The sequence below is a fragment of the Reyranella sp. genome (assembly GCF_017305915.1).
GTDB lineage: Bacteria > Pseudomonadota > Alphaproteobacteria > Reyranellales > Reyranellaceae > Reyranella.
The window spans coordinates 20,250-36,312 of the sequence record NZ_JAFKJN010000023.1; the positions used below are offsets into that span (position 1 = coordinate 20,250).

At 67.7% G+C, this 16,063-nt stretch carries 17 protein-coding genes and 1 pseudogene; 8 read left to right on the forward strand and 10 right to left on the reverse strand.

The features are described from left to right. Positions 1 to 59 precede the first annotated feature (59 nt). On the forward strand, positions 60 to 866 hold the full coding sequence (locus J0J01_RS22375; RefSeq protein ID WP_296384725.1) for a polyphosphate kinase: 807 nt from the start codon (positions 60 to 62) through the stop codon (positions 864 to 866). Here the strand turns inward: J0J01_RS22375 and rlmJ are convergent. After that, positions 826 to 1,677, reverse strand: a complete 852-nt coding sequence (rlmJ, locus tag J0J01_RS22380; RefSeq protein WP_296384727.1) for a 23S rRNA (adenine(2030)-N(6))-methyltransferase RlmJ — start codon at positions 1,675 to 1,677, stop codon at positions 826 to 828. The two genes, J0J01_RS22375 and rlmJ, sit on opposite strands and share 41 nt — an antisense overlap. Beyond that, the gene (locus J0J01_RS22385) at positions 1,674 to 2,339 is read right to left on the reverse strand and encodes a hypothetical protein (RefSeq protein WP_296384729.1); all 666 of its coding nucleotides are present in this window, start codon (positions 2,337 to 2,339) and stop codon (positions 1,674 to 1,676) included. The genes rlmJ and J0J01_RS22385 overlap by 4 nt, the downstream gene beginning before the upstream one ends. Positions 2,340 to 2,399: 60 nt before the next feature. On the opposite strand from J0J01_RS22385, the gene J0J01_RS22390 reads away from it, so the two are divergent. Next, a complete protein-coding gene (locus tag J0J01_RS22390; protein ID WP_296384731.1) occupies positions 2,400 to 3,338 on the forward strand; it encodes an acetamidase/formamidase family protein in 939 nt (312 codons plus the stop codon). 4 nt (positions 3,339 to 3,342) lie between these two features. Here J0J01_RS22390 and J0J01_RS22395 read toward each other — a convergent pair whose 3' ends face one another. The 3 genes from J0J01_RS22395 to J0J01_RS22405 form a co-directional block, all read right to left on the reverse strand. Continuing rightward, the gene (locus J0J01_RS22395) at positions 3,343 to 4,551 is read right to left on the reverse strand and encodes an MFS transporter (RefSeq protein WP_296384733.1); all 1,209 of its coding nucleotides are present in this window, start codon (positions 4,549 to 4,551) and stop codon (positions 3,343 to 3,345) included. Between the two features lie 82 nt (positions 4,552 to 4,633). Then, positions 4,634 to 5,146, reverse strand: a complete 513-nt coding sequence (locus J0J01_RS22400) for a c-type cytochrome (RefSeq protein ID WP_296384735.1) — start codon at positions 5,144 to 5,146, stop codon at positions 4,634 to 4,636. Positions 5,147 to 5,160: 14 nt separating this feature from the next. Then, positions 5,161 to 6,384: an MFS transporter gene (locus tag J0J01_RS22405; protein ID WP_296384738.1), complete on the reverse strand. Its 1,224-nt coding sequence runs from the start codon at positions 6,382 to 6,384 to the stop codon at positions 5,161 to 5,163. A 96-nt stretch (positions 6,385 to 6,480) separates the two neighbouring features. Between J0J01_RS22405 and J0J01_RS22410 the strand changes: the two genes are divergently transcribed. Further along, positions 6,481 to 6,648, forward strand: coding sequence for a hypothetical protein (locus J0J01_RS22410; protein ID WP_296384740.1), 168 nt, complete (start codon positions 6,481 to 6,483; stop codon positions 6,646 to 6,648). Positions 6,649 to 6,654: 6 nt separating this feature from the next. Here the strand turns inward: J0J01_RS22410 and J0J01_RS22415 are convergent, their stop codons facing one another. Genes J0J01_RS22415 through J0J01_RS22425 form a run of 3 tightly spaced genes read right to left on the reverse strand, consistent with a single transcriptional unit; the run spans position 6,655 to position 8,859 of the window. Next, a complete protein-coding gene (locus J0J01_RS22415; RefSeq protein ID WP_296384742.1) occupies positions 6,655 to 7,092 on the reverse strand; it encodes an NfeD family protein in 438 nt (145 codons plus the stop codon). Between the two features lie 13 nt (positions 7,093 to 7,105). Further along, positions 7,106 to 8,071, reverse strand: coding sequence for an SPFH domain-containing protein (locus tag J0J01_RS22420; protein ID WP_296384743.1), 966 nt, complete (start codon positions 8,069 to 8,071; stop codon positions 7,106 to 7,108). Between the two features lie 35 nt (positions 8,072 to 8,106). Further along, entirely contained in the window at positions 8,107 to 8,859 is a 753-nt protein-coding gene (locus J0J01_RS22425; RefSeq protein ID WP_296384745.1) for a glutamine amidotransferase, read from the reverse strand. Positions 8,860 to 8,922: 63 nt separating this feature from the next. Between J0J01_RS22425 and J0J01_RS22430 the strand changes: the two genes are divergently transcribed. The 3 genes and pseudogenes from J0J01_RS22430 (at position 8,923) to J0J01_RS22440 (ending at position 11,455) form a co-directional block, all read left to right on the forward strand. Beyond that, entirely contained in the window at positions 8,923 to 9,528 is a 606-nt protein-coding gene (locus J0J01_RS22430; protein ID WP_296384747.1) for a 2-hydroxychromene-2-carboxylate isomerase, read from the forward strand. Then, positions 9,525 to 10,825: pseudogene (locus J0J01_RS22435) on the forward strand (aspartate aminotransferase family protein). The gene J0J01_RS22430 and the pseudogene J0J01_RS22435 overlap by 4 nt, the downstream one beginning before the upstream one ends. A gap of 72 nt (positions 10,826 to 10,897) precedes the next feature. Further along, positions 10,898 to 11,455, forward strand: coding sequence for a hypothetical protein (locus J0J01_RS22440; RefSeq protein WP_296384748.1), 558 nt, complete (start codon positions 10,898 to 10,900; stop codon positions 11,453 to 11,455). A 257-nt stretch (positions 11,456 to 11,712) separates the two neighbouring features. On the opposite strand, the gene J0J01_RS22445 is transcribed toward J0J01_RS22440, so the two are convergent. Together J0J01_RS22445 and J0J01_RS22450 are read right to left on the reverse strand one after the other, a co-directional pair. Next, positions 11,713 to 12,636, reverse strand: a complete 924-nt coding sequence (locus tag J0J01_RS22445) for a fatty acid desaturase family protein (protein ID WP_296384750.1) — start codon at positions 12,634 to 12,636, stop codon at positions 11,713 to 11,715. Next, entirely contained in the window at positions 12,626 to 14,323 is a 1,698-nt protein-coding gene (locus J0J01_RS22450) for an amidohydrolase family protein (protein ID WP_296384752.1), read from the reverse strand. Before J0J01_RS22450 ends, J0J01_RS22445 begins: the two co-directional genes overlap by 11 nt. Positions 14,324 to 14,517: 194 nt before the next feature. Here J0J01_RS22450 and J0J01_RS22455 point away from each other — a divergent pair, with 194 nt between their 5' ends. After that, entirely contained in the window at positions 14,518 to 15,411 is an 894-nt protein-coding gene (locus J0J01_RS22455) for an alpha/beta hydrolase (RefSeq protein WP_296384956.1), read from the forward strand. Then, positions 15,408 to 16,022, forward strand: a complete 615-nt coding sequence (locus J0J01_RS22460; protein ID WP_296384753.1) for an NAD(P)H-binding protein — start codon at positions 15,408 to 15,410, stop codon at positions 16,020 to 16,022. The genes J0J01_RS22455 and J0J01_RS22460 overlap by 4 nt, the downstream gene beginning before the upstream one ends. Positions 16,023 to 16,063 lie beyond the last annotated feature (41 nt).

Consider the following 16,063-nt stretch of genomic DNA (forward strand, 5'->3'; position numbering starts at 1 on the left):
TCGTCGGCCCCCTCGCTGCTGTCAATCGCCTGTGGCACGATCCGCCGCGGAGGAACTGCATGAGCAAATGGCCCGTGTTGGACAAGATCAAGTTGATCGACAGTTCTCTGACCGACGAGGAGTACGAGCGTCGCCTGAAGAAGCTGCAGAATCAGCTACTGGATCTGCAGGTCCATCACCTGCGGACCGGTGGCCGCGCGATCATCGGCATCGACGGCTGGGATGCCGCCGGCAAAGGCGGCCTGATCCAGCGCCTGGTGTTCGGGCTGGAACCGCGGTCGGTGCAGGTCTGGCGGATCGGCGCGCCGACGCCCGAGGAACAGGGCAAGCACTTCCTTTGGCGTTTCTGGGATCGCGTGCCGGCGCCGCGCAACTGGGCGATCTTCGACCGCACCTGGTACGGCCGCGTCCTGGTCGAGCGGATCGAGGGCTTCTGCAGCAAGGCCGAATGGCAGCGCGCCTACGACGAGATCAACGAGTTCGAGAAGACGCTGGCCGACTCGGGCGTGCGCTTCGTCAAGCTGCTGGTGCATGTCAGCGAGGAGGAGCAGAAGAAGCGCATGATCAGCCGGCTCGAGAAGCCGCACAAGCGCTACAAGGTCGGAGTCGAGGACTTCCGCAACATCGCCAAGCGCAAGCAGTATCTCGAAGCCTACAAGGACATGCTCGACAAGACCGATACCGACCACGCGCCGTGGCATGTCATCGCGACGGACGACAAGCGGCACGAGCGGCTGGCCGGCCTCGAGATCGTGGTCGACATCCTGGGCCGCGGCGTGAAGATCGCGCCGCAGGAGCTCGATCCGGAGGTCGCCGCCGGCGCCTTCAAGCTGTGGGGCTGGAAGCCGAAGAAAGACGAGAAGTAAGCGCCGGCGTGGCGTCCAGGGCGGCGGCCAGCCACGGCAGCGCCTCGGCCATCGTCTCCTGGAACGTCCAGGGTGGGTTGATCACCGCCACGCCGCAGGCGGCGAGCTTGCCCGCGGGCGCCGCCTTCAGGCGCAGTTCCAGGACGAGGGTCTTCAGGCCGGCCAGCGACGCGGTGAAGGCCTCGACGGCTTCGTCGTCCTTGATCGGATACCAGATCGCGTAGCAACCGGTGGCGAAGCGGCGCAGCGCCTGCCGGAGAGCGCGCGCCAGCCTGTCGAACTCGTCGGCCGCCTCGAACGGTGGGTCGATCAGCGCCAGGCCGCGCCGCTCGACCGGCGGCAGCAAGGCCTTCAAGGCGTGCCAGCCGTCGGCCTGGCGGACATCGACCGCGCGATCGCCGGCGAACTCGCGCTTCAGGGCTAGCACATCCTGCGGATGCAACTCGCAAGCGACGAACCGGTCGCCTGGCCGCAGGCCTGCCCGCACCAGCCGCGGCGATCCCGGATAGTGCCGCAGCCCCTCCCCGCGCCCGAACTTGCGATCGTACGCCGCGACGGCCGCCAGATAGCGCGCGACGGCGACCGGCATGCCGGCGCGCGGCAGCGCCATCAGCCGCGCGATGCCCGCCTCGGCCTCGCGCGTGCGCGCGGCGCGGCCGTCCGTCAGGTCGTAGCCGCCGACGCCGGCATGGGTGTCGAGTACGAACAGCTTCTTGTCCTTGGCCGTCAGCAGCCGCAGCAGCTCGACCAGCACGACGTGCTTCAGGACGTCGGCGAAGTTGCCGGCATGGTAGCCGTGTCGGTAATTCATCGGACGAGCATGGCGACGGTGTTGCAGGCGCCGAACGGGCGCTCCTTCAGGACACCGGCGACGATCAGCGCTGCCTTGTCGTCGGGGCAGAACTCGGCCGGCTTATGGTCCAGCTCATCGAGGCTGCGCGGGAAGAGCATGACGCAGCCGTTGGTGCGCAGCCCGGCGAGAAGAGCGACCGACTTCAGCATCAGCTTGTAGAGGCGATCTCCAGTGACGTCCGAGATTCGCTTGCGCGTCAGCCCGGGTTCGCGCGGCACCAGGCGGACGGTCGACATGACGACGTTGAGGTCGCCGTTCAGCTTGGTGCTGGAGAACACGTAGTTCAAACCTTCGACCTTGAGGTCATAGGGCAGGATCAGATAGCGGAAGACACGGCCCTCGCCCATCGTCGCTTGCGCGAACGACCGGCTCACCTTGTCCGGATCGAGCTGGGTCGGTGTGGCGAGATAGCTGCGGTAGAGCGGCAAGTCGCTGCCAGTCGCCCGCACCGGCGCGACCAGGACCCGCCCCAGCTCGCACACCAGCCCTTCGACGAAGTCGGCATCCTGCTGCGGCATGTCCTTGTGGACGTGGATCACGACTTCGTCCGGCGGGACGAGCTTTTGCGCGGAGGCGTTGCTCGCCCACATCGCGAGCAACAGAACCAGCCAATACTTCATGGCGATGAGTTTACCCGGGGCACGCTTCGTGCTTCAAACCAATGCGCATAGGGGGACCGCATGGCCACGCACGAGCTTCATTCCTCGCCCGAGACCTGCCACTGGGGCTATTTCGACTGCAAGCTGCCGCCCCAGCTACGCATCAAGTCGGGCGACGTCGCCACCATCCACTGCCTGTCGGGCTCCAAGGACATCCTGCCCGAGCCGCCGATGAACGTGCTGCCCGAGCATCGCGAGGTCCTGGCCAAGCTCACGCCTCACCTCGGCCGGCACATCCTGACAGGCCCCGTGCATGTCGAGGGCGCCGAGCGCGGCGACGTGCTGGCGGTCGAGGTGCTCGACATCAAGTTCCGCACCAACTGGGGCTGGAACGTCCAGCGGCCGCTGGCCGGCACGCTGCCGGAGGATTTCCCCTTCTACAAGCTGACCCACATCCCGATCGATTCGAACCGCGGCGTCTGCACCCTGCCGTGGGGGCTCGAGGTCGAGCTGCGGCCGTTCTTCGGCATCATGGGCGTGGCGCCGCCGGCCGAATGGGGCCAGTGCAGCTCGATCGAGCCGCGCGCCTTCGGCGGCAACATCGACAACAAGCATTTCCAGGTCGGCACCACGGTCTACTTCCCGGTGTTTGCCGAGGGCGGCCTGTTCTCGACCGGCGACGGCCACGGCGTGCAGGGCGACGGCGAGGTCAACCTGACGGCGCTCGAGACCAACCTCTCCGGCACCTTCCGCTTCACCGTGCGCAAGGACATGAAGCTCACCAACCCGCGCGCCGAGACGGCGACGCACTGGATCACCCACGGTTTCGATCCCGATCTCGACGACGCCGCCAAGGAGGCGCTGCGCGACATGATCCGCCTGATCAGCGCCAAGACCGGCCTGGCGGCGTCGGACGCCTACATGCTGTGCAGCCTGCAGGCCGACCTTCACGTCACCCAGACGGTGGACGGCAACAAGGGCATCCACTGCATGATCGAGAAGAAGCTGATCGGCGGGTAACCGATCAGGCCGGTTGCGGCGCCGAACGCTGCGGCACCGGGGCCGAGGGGAAGGCGAGCGCGATCCCGGCGGCGGCGAGCCCCATGATCAGCGAGCCGAGATAGAGCCAGCCGTAGGTCCCGAAGGTGTCGAAGATCCAGCCGCCGACCGCCGGTCCGAGCGACATGCCGAGGCTGGCGATCAGCGAGCTGGCGCCGATCACGGTGCCCATGATGCGCATCGGGAAGTATTCGCGGGCGATCACGGCATAGAGCGGCATGACGCCGCCGTAAGCCAGGCCGAAGACCACGGCGACGGCGTAGAACTCGCCGATCTGCCGGGTGAAGTAGTAGGCGCCCGCGCCCAGCGCCTGGACGACGAGCGCGAAGATCACCGTCTGCTTGGCGCCGAACTTGTCGCCGGCGAGGCCGAACAGCAGGCGGCCGCCGAGGCCGGCCAGCCCCTCGATGCTGTAGATCGACACCGCCGTCAGCGCGGGGATGCCGCAGGCGATGGCGTAGCTCACGGTGTGGAAGATCGGTCCGGAGTGGGTGGCGCAGCAGAAGAAATAGGTGAGCCCGAGGATGATGAACTGCGGCGAGCGCAGCGCCTGCCCCACCGTCATGCCGGGATCGGCGCCGCCCGGCGTCGCCGCCATGCCGGGAGCGGTTTCCGGGGCACGGCGCATGAACAGCGCCGCGGGGATCATCAGGACCCAGCAGACAATCGCGATGATGAGCTGCGCGCTCCGCCAGTCGTGGCTCGTCAACAGCCAGCTGGCGAGCGGCGAGATCGTCATCGGGCCCATGCCCATGCCGGCCGACACCAGCGAGACCGCGATGGCACGGTGCTTGTCGAACCAGCCGGTGACCGTGGCCATGGTCGGCGCCAGCACCGCCCCGGCCGCGATGCCCACGATGACGCCGTAGACCAGCTGGAACTCGAGGAGGCTGCTGGCCTGGCTCGCCAAGGCGAGGCCCGCGCCGCTCAGCACCGCGCCCGCCAGCACGACCGGCCGCGGCCCGTAGCGGTCGGTCAAAGCGCCCCAGCCGAAGGCCGCGATGCCCATCGTCAGGAAGTCCAGGGTCATCGCCGTCGAGATGCCGGTGCGCGACCAGCCGGTCGCCTCCGACATCGGCTGCAGGAACACCGCCAGCGAGAACAACGCGCCGATCGCGACGCAGCCCATCATCGCGCCCGCCGCCACTATGACCCAACCGTACTGGAGCCTCATGTTCCGGCCTCCTTGAAGGATACTTAACTAATAAGTTAAGTATTAGCCGGACCCGGGCTGCCGTCAAGCCCGCTTCAAGCCCTTACTTGCCGGGCGGCGGGACGATCCTCATGACGAAGACGGCGGGTGTCTGGGTCGGACCGAACGGGCCCGCCACCTTGTGCTGGACCGGCGGGATGCTGCGCAGGAAGGCGACGATCGCCTGGGCATCCTGCGGCGTCAGGTTGGCGAAGGCGTGATAGGGCATGATCGGCGCCAGCATGCGGCTGTCGGGCCGCGTGCCTTTCTGGATCGCCGCGACGACCTGCGCGTCGGTCCAGTTGCCGAGCCCGGTCTCCTTGTCCGGCGTCAGGTTGGGGCCGACGAACACGCCCATGCCCGGCAGCTCGAAGCCGACATCGGAGCCGCCGAGATAGCGCGCCATGTCGGGCTTGCCGAGGAAGTAGCCCGGCGTGTGGCAGTCGTGGCAGCTCGCGATGGTGACGAGGTACTTGCCGCGCGCCACCGCGGCGGGGTCGGCGGCCTGCACTACAAGTGGCGCGACGAAGGGCGCGCACACGGCGGCCAACACCGCGGCGACGGTTTTGGTGTTCATCGGTCTCCCCTGGTTCAGGCTGGTTGCATGCTGAGCGGTTGCGGCCGCGCTACCGGTTTGAACGTGAGGGCGATGGCCATGGCGCCGAGCCCGATCCCGAACGAGCCGATATAGAGCCAACCATAGCCGTTGAAGGTGTCGAACACCCAACCGCCGGCGACCGGCCCGAACGCCATGCCGAAGCTCGCCGCGGCCGACACCGCGCCGAACACCGTGCCCATGATCCTGATGCCGAAATACTCGCGCACCAGCGTGGCGTAGAGCGGCATCACCCCGCCATAGGCGAGCGCGAACACCACCGCGAGGGCATAGAACTCGCCGAGCTGGCTGACGAAGTAGTAGGTGCCGGCCGCCGCCGCCTGCAGCGCAAGGCCGGCCACCAGCACCGGCTTGGCGCCGAGCTTGTCCGAGGCGATGCCGAGCAGCAGCCGGCCGCCCAGTCCCGACAGGCCGGCCACGCTGTAGACGCTGACCGCCGCCATCGGCGCGATGCCGCACACCATCGCGTAGGTCACCATGTGGAAGATCGGGCCGGAGTGCGCCGCGCAGCAGGCGAAGTGGGTCAGCGCCAGCGCCACGAATGCGGAGGTGCGGAAGGCCTGCGCCGCCGTCATCGGCGGCTCCGCCGGCACGGTGCGCAGCGGATGATCGGGCATGCCCTGCGGCGGGATGACGGGCGGCGGCTTGCGGATCAGCATCGCCACCGGAAGCAGCAGCACGATCGCGACGATGCCCTGCACCAGCATGGCGGTGCGCCAGTCATAGGCGCTGATCAGCCAACGCACGAACGGCGCCACCACCAGCGGCGACATGCCCATGCCGGCCGAGACCAGCGACACCGCCAGATTGCGCTGGCGGTCGAACCAGGCCGACGCAATGGTCATCAGCGGCGCGTAGACGCTGCCGCCGGCCACGCCGACCAGCAGTCCGAACACGAGCTCGAACTGGGCGAGGGTCGTGGCGCGGCTGGCGGCGATCAGGCCGATGCCCAGCAGCACCACGCCCGACAGCACGACCGGCCGGGTGCCCCAGCGGTCGTTCAGCCAGCCCCAGCCGAAGGCCGACGCGCCCATCGCCAGGAACACCAGGGTTCCCGCGCTCGACACGCCGGTGCGTGACCATCCGGTGTCCTCGGCCATCGGCTGCAGGAACACGCCCAGCGACAGGCAGCTGCCCATCGCCATGCAACTGATCAGCATGCCGGCGCCAACCACCACCCATCCGTAGGCGATCTTCATGCGCAACCCCGTCGTCCTCCCCGGGCTCCTCCGGCGCGCAACCGCACGCGGCCGGCTTCGTTGAAGTCGTCAGCCCAGCCTGAAGGAGAAATAACAATGACGAAAGCCATTCTTGCCCTGATCGCGGTCGGCTCGCTGACCGCGGCTTGCACTTTCCGCAGCGAGCGCACCGTCGTCGAGAAGCCGGTTCCGACCGCCGCGCCGGCGACCGCCGTGGTGGTGACCGATCCGCCGCCGTCGACCGTCTACGTCCCGGCGCGCTAACACGACTTAAGGCGCCGGCTCGACCCTGAGCTCGGTGCCGCTCACGGCCGCGACCCGAACCCTGGCGCCCGCGACCATGTCCGGCCCGGTGACGATCCAGCTCCCGTCACCGAGCTTGACGCGGCCACGGCCCGCCAGGATCGGCTGATCGAGGACGATGATTTTGCCGACCAGCGCCTCGCCGCGTGCGTTGAGCGTTGGGTCGGCTGTCTTCTGTTGCAGGCTCTTCAGATAGGGCCGCAGGCCCACCGCCGACAGCACCGCGAAGATCGCGAACACCGCGAGCTGCAGCTCGAGCGACAGGTCCGACGCGATCAGCAGCAGCAGGCCCGACACGAACGCGCCGATCGCCAGGAACAGGAACACCACGCCGGGCGCCAGCATCTCGGCGACCAGCAGAGCCGCCGCCAGCGCCCACCAGTACCAGAAGACGATCTTGAACATCGCCGCCCTCCCGTCAGCCCGACGGCGGCACCGAGCCGCGCGGTCGGTTGGCGCCGTCGGCGCCGAGCGCCCGTGCCTGCGCTTCCTTGGCGAGCTCGCCGATGCCGGCGATCGAGGCCATCACGCCCGCCGCCTCCACGGGGAGGAAGAACATCTTGGCGTTGTTCGACGAGCCCATCTTGGCGAGCGCCTCTACGTACTTGGTGCCGAGGAAGTAGTTGGTCGCCTGCACGCCGTTGCCGGCGATCGCCTGGGCCACCACCGCGGTCGCCTTGGCCTCCGCTTCGGCCAGGCGCTCACGCGCCTCGGCGTCGCGGAAGGCGGCCTCACGGCGGCCCTCGGCGGTCAGGATGGCCGACTGCTTCTCGCCCTCGGCGCGCTGGATGCTCGATTCGCGAACGCCCTCGGCTTCGAGGATGGTGGCGCGCTTCTCGCGCTCGGCCTTCATCTGCCGGCCCATCGCCACCACGATGTCGTCGGGCGGCGCGATGTCCTTGACCTCGATGCGCAGGACCTTGACGCCCCAGGGGTTGGTCGCCTGGTCGATCACCGCCAGCAGCGTATTGTTGATGTCGTTGCGCTTGGACAGGGCCTCGTCGAGCGCCATGTTGCCCATGACGCTGCGGATGTTGGTCAGCGCCAGGTTGGTGATGGCGAGATGGAGGTTCTGCACCTCGTAGGCCGCGCGCGCCGCGTCGACCACCTGGTAGAAGGCGACGGCGTCGACCTGCACTGTCGCATTGTCCTTGGTGATGACCTTCTGCGGCGGGATATCGAGCACATTTTCCTGCATGTTCATCTTGCGGCCGACCGTGTCGACGAACGGCACGATGAGGTGCAGCCCCGGCGGCAAGGTGCGCGTGTAGCGGCCGAACCGCTCGATCGTCCAGTTGGTGCCTTGCGACACCGTCTTCACGCCGGCGAAGACAAGCACCAACGCCACCACGACGAACGCCACCACGAAAATCAGCGCGCCCATTCCCGCCTCCCTGAGAGACGCAAAGCCTAACGCGGTTACTCCGCCGCGAGAAGTCGCGGCACATCCTGCTGCCGCCGGTCGGTCGCCAGCCAGCGGTCGAGGAAGCGGTTGATCCAGCGGTCGATCGGCGGGTCGTACAGCGGATGCATGCTGAGATGCACGCCGCGCTGCTGCGCCCCCGGCATCTTCAGGCGTTCCGCGGCCGACAAGGTCCAGATGCCCTTCATCTCGAGCGTCACCTCCGGATGGAACTGGAAGCCGAAGGCGTTCTCGCCGCAGCGGAAGCCCTGCACCGGATAGGTCTCGTTGGTCGCCAGCAGCTCGCAGCCGTCGGGCAGGACCATGCCCTCGCGATGCCATTGATACACTTTCATCGGCCCCGGGAACCACGTCCGGCCGGCTTCGGTCGGCTCGATGTCGACATAGCCGATCTCGACCTTGCCGTCGGGATGCGGACCGACCCGTCCCCCGACCGCACGGCTCAAAAGCTGCGCGCCGAGGCAGAGGCCGAGATAGGGAACGCCCGCCTCGACCACCTTCGGGATCCAGTCGAGCTCGCACTTGATGCCGGCGAGCGTGCCGCAGTCGTTGGCCGACATCGGACCGCCGAAGATCACCACGCCGGCATAATCCGACATGTCTTCGGGCAGGTTGCAGCCGAGGTTGGGGCAAAGGCGATCGAGCTGGTAGCCGCGCTTCTCGAGGAGGGCACCGACCCGTCCGGGCCGGGAGTGTTCCTGATGAACGACGATTGCTACTTTATTGGGCTTTTCAGCCGGTACCGTCATGGATTTGCAAGATACGCGCAGCCTGTGGCAACGACAAGGCGGAGTGAGGGCAGGAGGGACGAAATGGCGCGCCGCATCGAGTTTTACTTCGACTGTTCGAGTCCCTGGACCTACCTCGCCTTCCACGCCGTGCAGCCGCTCGCCACGGAGCTTGGCGCAGAGATTGCCTGGAAGCCGATCCTGGTCGGCGGCGTGTTCAACGCGGTCAACCAGACCGTCTACGACAATCGCAGCAAGCCCAACCCGCTGAAGGCCTCCTACATGCTGAAGGACCTCGCCGACTGGGCGAAGCTCTATGGCCTCAAGATCGTCTTCCCGCCGACCGTCTTCCCGGTGAACAGCGTGAAAGCCATGCGCGGCGCCTTGGTGGCGCTCGACGAAGGCAAGCTGATCCCCTACGCGACCTCGGCGTTCGAGGCGTACTGGAGCGACGACCGCGACATCTCCAAAGAGGATGCGCTTGCCGACATCGCCGCCAAGGCGGGCCTGGAGCGTCAACGCTTCTTCTCGGCCATCGAGGCCGACGCCTGCAAGGCACGGCTGCGCGCCAACACCGACGAGCTGATCAAGCGCGGCGGCTTCGGCAGCCCGACGATGTTCGTCGGCGACTCGATGTTCTTCGGCAACGACCGCCTGCCGCTGGTGCGCGCGGCAGTGGAGGCGGCATGAGCCAGAACACCGATCCGGATTTCTGGGCCAAGGCCAACGCGCATCTCGTGCGCTACGGCGGCGCCTTCGCGCCGGTGATCGCCGAGAGCGCCCAGGGCAACTGGTTCACCGACGCCGACGGCCGTCGCATCCTCGATTTCACCTCCGGCCAGATGAGCGCGATCCTGGGCCACAGCCATCCCGAGATCGTCGCCGTCGCGCGCCACTACGTCGGCGAGCTCGATCATCTCTATTCGACGGTGCTGAGCCGCCCCGTGGTCGATCTCGCGGCCCTGATCGCCAAGATCTCGCCCGGCCAGCTCGACCGTGTGCTGCTGGTCTCGACCGGCGGCGAGTCGAACGAGGCGGCGCTGCGCATGGCCAAACTCGTCACTGGCAAGCACGAGGTCGTCGCCATGAGCCGCTCGTGGCACGGCGTCACCGGAGGTGCTGCCTCCAACACCTATTCCTCGAGCCGCAAGGGCTACGGGCCGCCGCAGCCCGGCGCGCTGGTGCTGCCGGCGCCCGACACCTACCGCTCGCGCTTCATCGACGATCGCGGCGTCTACGACTGGCAGGACGAGCTCGAGTTCGGCTTCGACCTGGTCGACCGCCAGTCGAGCGGCGCGCTGGCCGCCTGCATCGTCGAGCCGATCCTGAGCTCGGGCGGCGTGCTCGAGCCGCCCGAGGGCTACATGGCCCAGCTCGCAAAGATGTGTGCGGCGCGTGACATGCAGCTGATCTTCGACGAGGCGCAGACCGGGCTCGGCCGCACCGGCACCCTGTTCGCCTGCGAACGCGACGGCGTGGTACCGCAGTACCTCACCCTGTCCAAGACCCTGGGCGCCGGCCTGCCGCTCGCCGCCATGCTGACCACGCCCGAGATCGAGGACGTCGCCGCCGAGCGCGGCTACCTCTTCTACACCACCCACGCCTCCGACCCGCTGCCCGCGGCGGTCGGGCTGAAGGTGATCGAGGTCATCCTGCGCGACCGCTTCAGCGAGCGTGCCGCCGAGCTCGGCCGCGGCGGCTGAGGGACGGGCTGGTGGCCCTGCAGTAGCGCTACGAGTGCATCGGCGACGTGCGCGGCCGCGGCCTGCTGCTGGGCCTCGACCTGGTGAAGGACCGGCGCAGCAAGACGCCCGACCCCGAGCTCGCCCAGCGCGTGATGGGCGAATGCCTGCAACTCGGCATGATGACCTCGGTGGTGCGCGGCGGCTTCGGCATCTTCCGCATAGCGCCGCCGCTTACCATCACGCCGCAGGAGATCGACCTCGGAATCGACATGTTCGACAAGGCCTTGGCCCGCGCACTTTAACGTTTGAAACCGCCCCCTATCTGTTGTACCCGCTGGCGTTCGAATTCCTGCATTTTGGCTTGGAGTGAGCGGATGATCGGCAAGCTTGTGCAAGCGGCGGTACTGGTGACGGCCGGGCTGGCCATCAGCGGCTTCAGCGGCTGCACGCCGCGCACGGCCACTCCGGTCAAGAAACCCGCCGCGCCCGACTACGCCGCTCCTTCCCCACCCTCGCCGCCCGCCGCGGCCAACCGCGCCACTTGCTACAACGAAGCCGATCTCGCCATCATGCAGGCCCGCATGCTGCACCAGGAGCTGACGGTTGCCACCCTGCAGTGCCAGACCGCCGGCGGCGGCCGCGCCTACGAAGGCTCTTATCGGAGCTTCCTCGACAAGTTCACACCCGAGCTGGCCACCAACGGCCGCGCACTCAACGACCTCTCCCGCCGCAAGCGCTTCAATGTCGACGTGGTGGTGACCGAATTCGCCAACCGCACCGCGCAGAAGGCGCCGGTCGACAAGGAGTTCTGCTCGCGCAGCCTGCGCGCGCTCGAATGGGCGCTCGATCCCAAGGCAACCAGCCTGGCGCTGGTCCCGCCGCCCTACGACCTGGGGCCGGACATGAACATCCATCCCTGCGCGGCGAAGTAAACCGACCAAACGGACCGTCTTCGACGGTTTTAAGCCGTTTTCGCCGTTTTTTGCCGCTGTCGATAGAAACGGCGTCAGCCACCGGCGAATGAGGATGCGGATGCGGAGATACTCGAACATCGCCGCAGCCTAAGGGTGAGCGCGGCAAACACCTATTATGGGCAATGGACGCCACAAAACGCCGCGATTCATCGCCTTCGAATCGCGGTCCATTGCCCATAATGCCGATTCGTCGGCGCGACTTATCAACAGGCTTTCTAGATGCGCTGCGCGCCGCGCGGCCCGCGCCGAGAGGCGTCCTCGTCCTGGCGTGAGGTCGCGAGCCTGAGCACGGCGGCGTAGCCCGGCTGGATCTCCATGCGCTCGCGCAAGCCCGCCGCGATCAGGGCGCGATGCGCCTTAGGCAGGCGCCAACAGGGCACGAACAGGAAGAGATGGTGCTCGAGGTGGTAGTTCACCCAGTAGGGCGCCACGAACAACCGTTCGAAGAAATTGGCGAGCGTCGTGCGGGTATTGCGCAGAGGATCGTCGTCGTCCGGCACCACGGCGTGCTCGGCGATGTTCCGGATGCGGCTCACCAGTTGGTACCAGGTCGCGAGCGGCATCAGCCAGAGCAGCGGATAGAGCCACCAGTAGCCGACTGCCGCCAGGCCAAGGAGCAGCACCAGGTTGGCGACGAAGGACTTCCACTCCCCGGTGAGGCCGCGGCGGAACTGCGCCAACCGGCGCTGGTAGGCGGTCCGGCCGGTGAGATCGCGGGCGACCTTGCGCCACAGGCTTCTGCGCGTGATCGGGAACGGCGCCGACAGGCCGAGATCGGGATCCTCGGCCTGCTGCGTATGGCGATGGTGCGTCAGGTGATAGGGCCGATAGAGCTGCAGGCTGGTGAAGACCGGCGCCGCGCACAGCCAGGTGGCGACCCATTCGTTGGCCCGCCGATTCGAGAACAGCAGCCCGTGCGCCGCATCGTGCATCAGGATGGCGATGCCGAGCTGGCGCGCGCCGATCACCATCGCCGCCAGCAGGAAGGTGAACGGGTTCGGCCACCACGCGAACAGCGCCATGCTGCCGAAGATCAGTGCCCAGGCATGCAGCACCAGCAGCGCGCCAATCACGTTCGACTTGGCCCGCAGGCGCTGGACCTGCTCGGGCGTCAGCAGCTTGGATATCTCAAGCGCCATGGCGCAGCAGCCTGCCCGAATGCGTGTTGGTCGGCCGGCCGTCGCGCATGGTGATGCAGCCGTTGACCAGGATGTACCTGTAGCCCTCGGCGCGCTGGATGCGCCGCCATTCGCCGCCCGGCAGGTCGTGCGCGATCTCGTCGGGCACCACGCGCAAGCCATCGAAGTCGTAGACCACGATGTCGGCCGGCGCGCCGGGTTTCAGCACGCCGCGGCCGCGGAAACCCGCGACCTCGGCCGGCAGCGCCGACAGCCGCCAGTGCGCCTCCTCGAGCGAGATCATCTTGTGCTCGCGCACCACCTTGCACAGCGTCTCGGTCGGATAGCGGCCGGCGGTCAGGAACTTGGTGTGAGCGCCGCCGTCGGACACGCCGAACAGGATGTACGGATCGTCGACGATCTCCTTGAGGTGCTCGATCTTGCCGTTGGGCGGGGCGGCGAAGAACTCGGTCTTGAGATCCTCCTCGACCGCCATGTCGAGCATCACGTCGACCGGATGCTTGCCCATCTTCTCGGCCGCATGAGCCAGCGTGTAGTCGAGCCACTGCTTGTTCTTCTCGAGCTTGGGCCCGACGATTGCGATCTGCGGCAGCGGGCCGGTCGCAGTGACCGGCAGCTTCTCGCGCAGCGCCGGCCGGCGCGCCGGATCGGCCAATTTAGCCAGCCGTTCCTCGCGGGTGCCGGTGGTGGCGTCGCACCAGACCTGCTGGTCGTCGAACAGGTTCCACTCCTCGAAGGTGAAGGTGAAGCCGGCATCGGTCGTCAGCCCCTGCCCGACCACGCGGATTCCGCGCTCCCGACAACCGTTGAGCCATTCCAGGATGCGGCGATGGATGTGCGGCCGGTCGTCGAAGGCCTGCACCACGTTCATGATGATCGGCCGGCCACTGAGCGTCGCCATCTCCTCGTAGAAGGCGCGGTCGCGCGCATTGTCGCCCGACACCAGCAGCATCTGCATGAAGCCGTCGTTGCGCTCGGCCAGCACCTTGGCGAACTCGCGGCAGGTGTCGTCGTGCATGACGTCGGTCGGCATCGGCGAGCCGTCATGGTCGCGCTGCACCGCCGCCGGACCGGTGGGCAGCATGCGCTGGGCCGACCAGCCGCAGGCGCCGGCATCCATCGCCTCGTTCAGAAGACGCCGCAATTCGGCGTGCTGCTCCGGCGTCGGCCGCTGCCCGGCCTTGGCAGCTTCGAAGCCCATCACCCAGATCAGCAGCGGCGAGATCGGCACGTAGGGCAGGATGTTCACGGCCTTGGGGGCGCGATCGACGGCGTCGAGGAACTCGGGGAACGTCACCCAGCTCCACGGCATGCCCTGCTGCATGGAGGCCATCGGGATCGCCTCGACGCGGGTCATGGTCAGCATCGCCCGTTCGCGCTCGGCCGGCCGCACCGGCGCGAAGCCGAAGCCGCAATTGCCGATCACCACCGAGGTGATGCCGTGCCACGACGACAGCGTGCAGTATGGATCCCAGAAGAGCTGCGCATCGTAATGCGTATGCAGGTCGACGAAGCCCGGCGCCACGATCAGGCCGTCGGCGTCGATGACTTCGTCGGCATCGTCGGCGCGCAACTGGCCGATCTCGGCAATGCGGCCGCCCTTGATGCCGATGTCGCCGCGGAAGCGCGGCAGGCGGCTGCCGTCGACGATCATGCCGCCGCGAATGACGCGGTCGAACCGGGCCATGCTTCCTCCTGTTTTGCGGGAAGCGTGGGCGTGGGACACGACTCTGTCAAACAATCCCCCCGTCATCGGGGGAGGTGTCGGCGTCATACACCGACGGAGAGGTCAAGAGTCTTGCTATGCGGGACTCATGACCCCTCCGTCGCGGATTACCGCGCCACCTCCCCCGATGACGGGGGAGGGTCTAAACTCGCATGATGAAATCAGTCCGCACCCCTACGCTCGAGATCGCCTACGAGGAACACGGCCCGGCCGACGGCGCGCCGGTGATCCTGCTGCACGGCTTCCCCTACGACCCGCGCTGCTTCGACGAAGTGGCACCACCTCTCGCATCGGACGGCTGCCGCGTGCTCGTCCCCTATCTGCGTGGCTACGGCCCGACGCGGTTCCTGTCGGCCGATACTCCGCGCTCGGGCGAGCAGGCCGCGCTGGGCAACGATCTCCTGCAGTTCATGGATGCGCTCGGCATCCGGCGCGCCACCCTGATGGGCTACGACTGGGGCGGCCGCGCTGCCTGCATCGTGTCGGCGCTGTGGCCCGAGCGGGTGCGCGGGCTGGTGAGCTGCACCGGCTACAATCTCCAGGACATCGAGGGTTCGGCGAAACCCGCTGCGGCGGCGCAGGAACACCGGCTCTGGTACCAGTATTACTTCCACTCGGCGCGCGGCGAGGCCGGTCTCACCCAGAACCGGCGCGACATCTGCCGGCTGCTCTGGAAGCTGTGGTCGCCGGAATGGAAATTCGACGACGCGACCTTCGCAGCGAGCGCCCGGTCGTTCGACAATCCCGACTTCGTGCCCGTCGTCATCCAGTCCTATCGCCATCGCTATGGCTACGCGCCGGGCGACCCGGCGCTCCTCGGCATCGAGGCGAAACTGCAGGCCCAGCCGACGATCACCGTGCCGACCATCAACCTGCACGGCGCTGCCGACGGCGTCGGTCCCGCGTCGGACCGCGACGGCGGATCGGCCAAGTTCACCGGCGGCTACGAGCGGCGCATGATCCCGCGGGTCGGCCACAACGTGCCGCAGGAAGCGCCCAACGATACGGTCGCGGCGATCCGCGACGTGCTGAAGGGAACGAAGGCATGAACATCGTCTTGATCGGCGCCACCGGGGGGATCGGCAGCCGCGTCCTCGACGAGGCGCTGCGCCGCGGCCACACCGTCACCGCGACCTCGCGCGATCCCGCCAACAAGCTCGGCGCCCGTTCCGGCATGACGGCGAAGGCCGCCAACATCGCCGACGTCGCCGCGACCGCCGCTGCGCTGAAGGGCCATGACGCAGCGATCGTGTCGGTGAAGTGGAACGAGGCCGACATTCACCGGGTGCTCGACGCCATCCGCAAGTCGGGCGTGAAGCGCTGCCTGCTCGTGATCGGCGCCGGCAGCCTGATCCGCAAGGACGGCCGCACCCACTTCGAGCACATGGCCGAGAAGGGCATCCAGCCGCCGACCTCGAAGCCCGCAGCCCTCGCCTTCGAGGAGATGAAGAAGGCAAACGACCTCGAGTGGACGGCGATCTCCCCCGCCGCCTCGATCCAGCCCGGCGAACGCACGGGCAAGTTCCGCCTCGGCCTCGACCACTTGGTCGAGGGCAGCCAGGGCGAGAGCCGGATCAGCCGCGAGGACTTCGCCATCGCCATCCTCGACGAGATCGAGACGCCCCGGCACGTCCGCAAAAGGTTCACGGCTGCGTATTAACCATTCGATACTGGCTTTTTCTCGCGGGAGGGCTTGAATCG

Bases quoted from the DNA above. Each gene is read 5' to 3' on its own strand.
- J0J01_RS22420 (WP_296384743.1), bottom strand. From the start codon at position 8,071: ATGGGCGCGCTGATTTTCGTGGTGGCGTTCGTCGTGGTGGCGTTGGTG.
- J0J01_RS22400 (WP_296384735.1), bottom strand. From the start codon at position 5,146: ATGAACACCAAAACCGTCGCCGCGGTGTTGGCCGCCGTGTGCGCGCCC.
- J0J01_RS22425 (WP_296384745.1), bottom strand. From the start codon at position 8,859: ATGACGGTACCGGCTGAAAAGCCCAATAAAGTAGCAATCGTCGTTCAT.
- J0J01_RS22440 (WP_296384748.1), top strand. From the start codon at position 10,898: ATGATCGGCAAGCTTGTGCAAGCGGCGGTACTGGTGACGGCCGGGCTG.
- J0J01_RS22410 (WP_296384740.1), top strand. From the start codon at position 6,481: ATGACGAAAGCCATTCTTGCCCTGATCGCGGTCGGCTCGCTGACCGCG.
- rlmJ (WP_296384727.1), bottom strand. From the start codon at position 1,677: ATGAATTACCGACACGGCTACCATGCCGGCAACTTCGCCGACGTCCTG.
- J0J01_RS22390 (WP_296384731.1), top strand. From the start codon at position 2,400: ATGGCCACGCACGAGCTTCATTCCTCGCCCGAGACCTGCCACTGGGGC.
- J0J01_RS22445 (WP_296384750.1), bottom strand. From the start codon at position 12,636: ATGGCGCTTGAGATATCCAAGCTGCTGACGCCCGAGCAGGTCCAGCGC.
- J0J01_RS22460 (WP_296384753.1), top strand. From the start codon at position 15,408: ATGAACATCGTCTTGATCGGCGCCACCGGGGGGATCGGCAGCCGCGTC.
- J0J01_RS22450 (WP_296384752.1), bottom strand. From the start codon at position 14,323: ATGGCCCGGTTCGACCGCGTCATTCGCGGCGGCATGATCGTCGACGGC.
- J0J01_RS22395 (WP_296384733.1), bottom strand. From the start codon at position 4,551: ATGAGGCTCCAGTACGGTTGGGTCATAGTGGCGGCGGGCGCGATGATG.
- J0J01_RS22455 (WP_296384956.1), top strand. From the start codon at position 14,518: ATGAAATCAGTCCGCACCCCTACGCTCGAGATCGCCTACGAGGAACAC.
- J0J01_RS22375 (WP_296384725.1), top strand. From the start codon at position 60: ATGAGCAAATGGCCCGTGTTGGACAAGATCAAGTTGATCGACAGTTCT.
- J0J01_RS22405 (WP_296384738.1), bottom strand. From the start codon at position 6,384: ATGAAGATCGCCTACGGATGGGTGGTGGTTGGCGCCGGCATGCTGATC.
- J0J01_RS22415 (WP_296384742.1), bottom strand. From the start codon at position 7,092: ATGTTCAAGATCGTCTTCTGGTACTGGTGGGCGCTGGCGGCGGCTCTG.
- J0J01_RS22385 (WP_296384729.1), bottom strand. From the start codon at position 2,339: ATGAAGTATTGGCTGGTTCTGTTGCTCGCGATGTGGGCGAGCAACGCC.
- J0J01_RS22430 (WP_296384747.1), top strand. From the start codon at position 8,923: ATGGCGCGCCGCATCGAGTTTTACTTCGACTGTTCGAGTCCCTGGACC.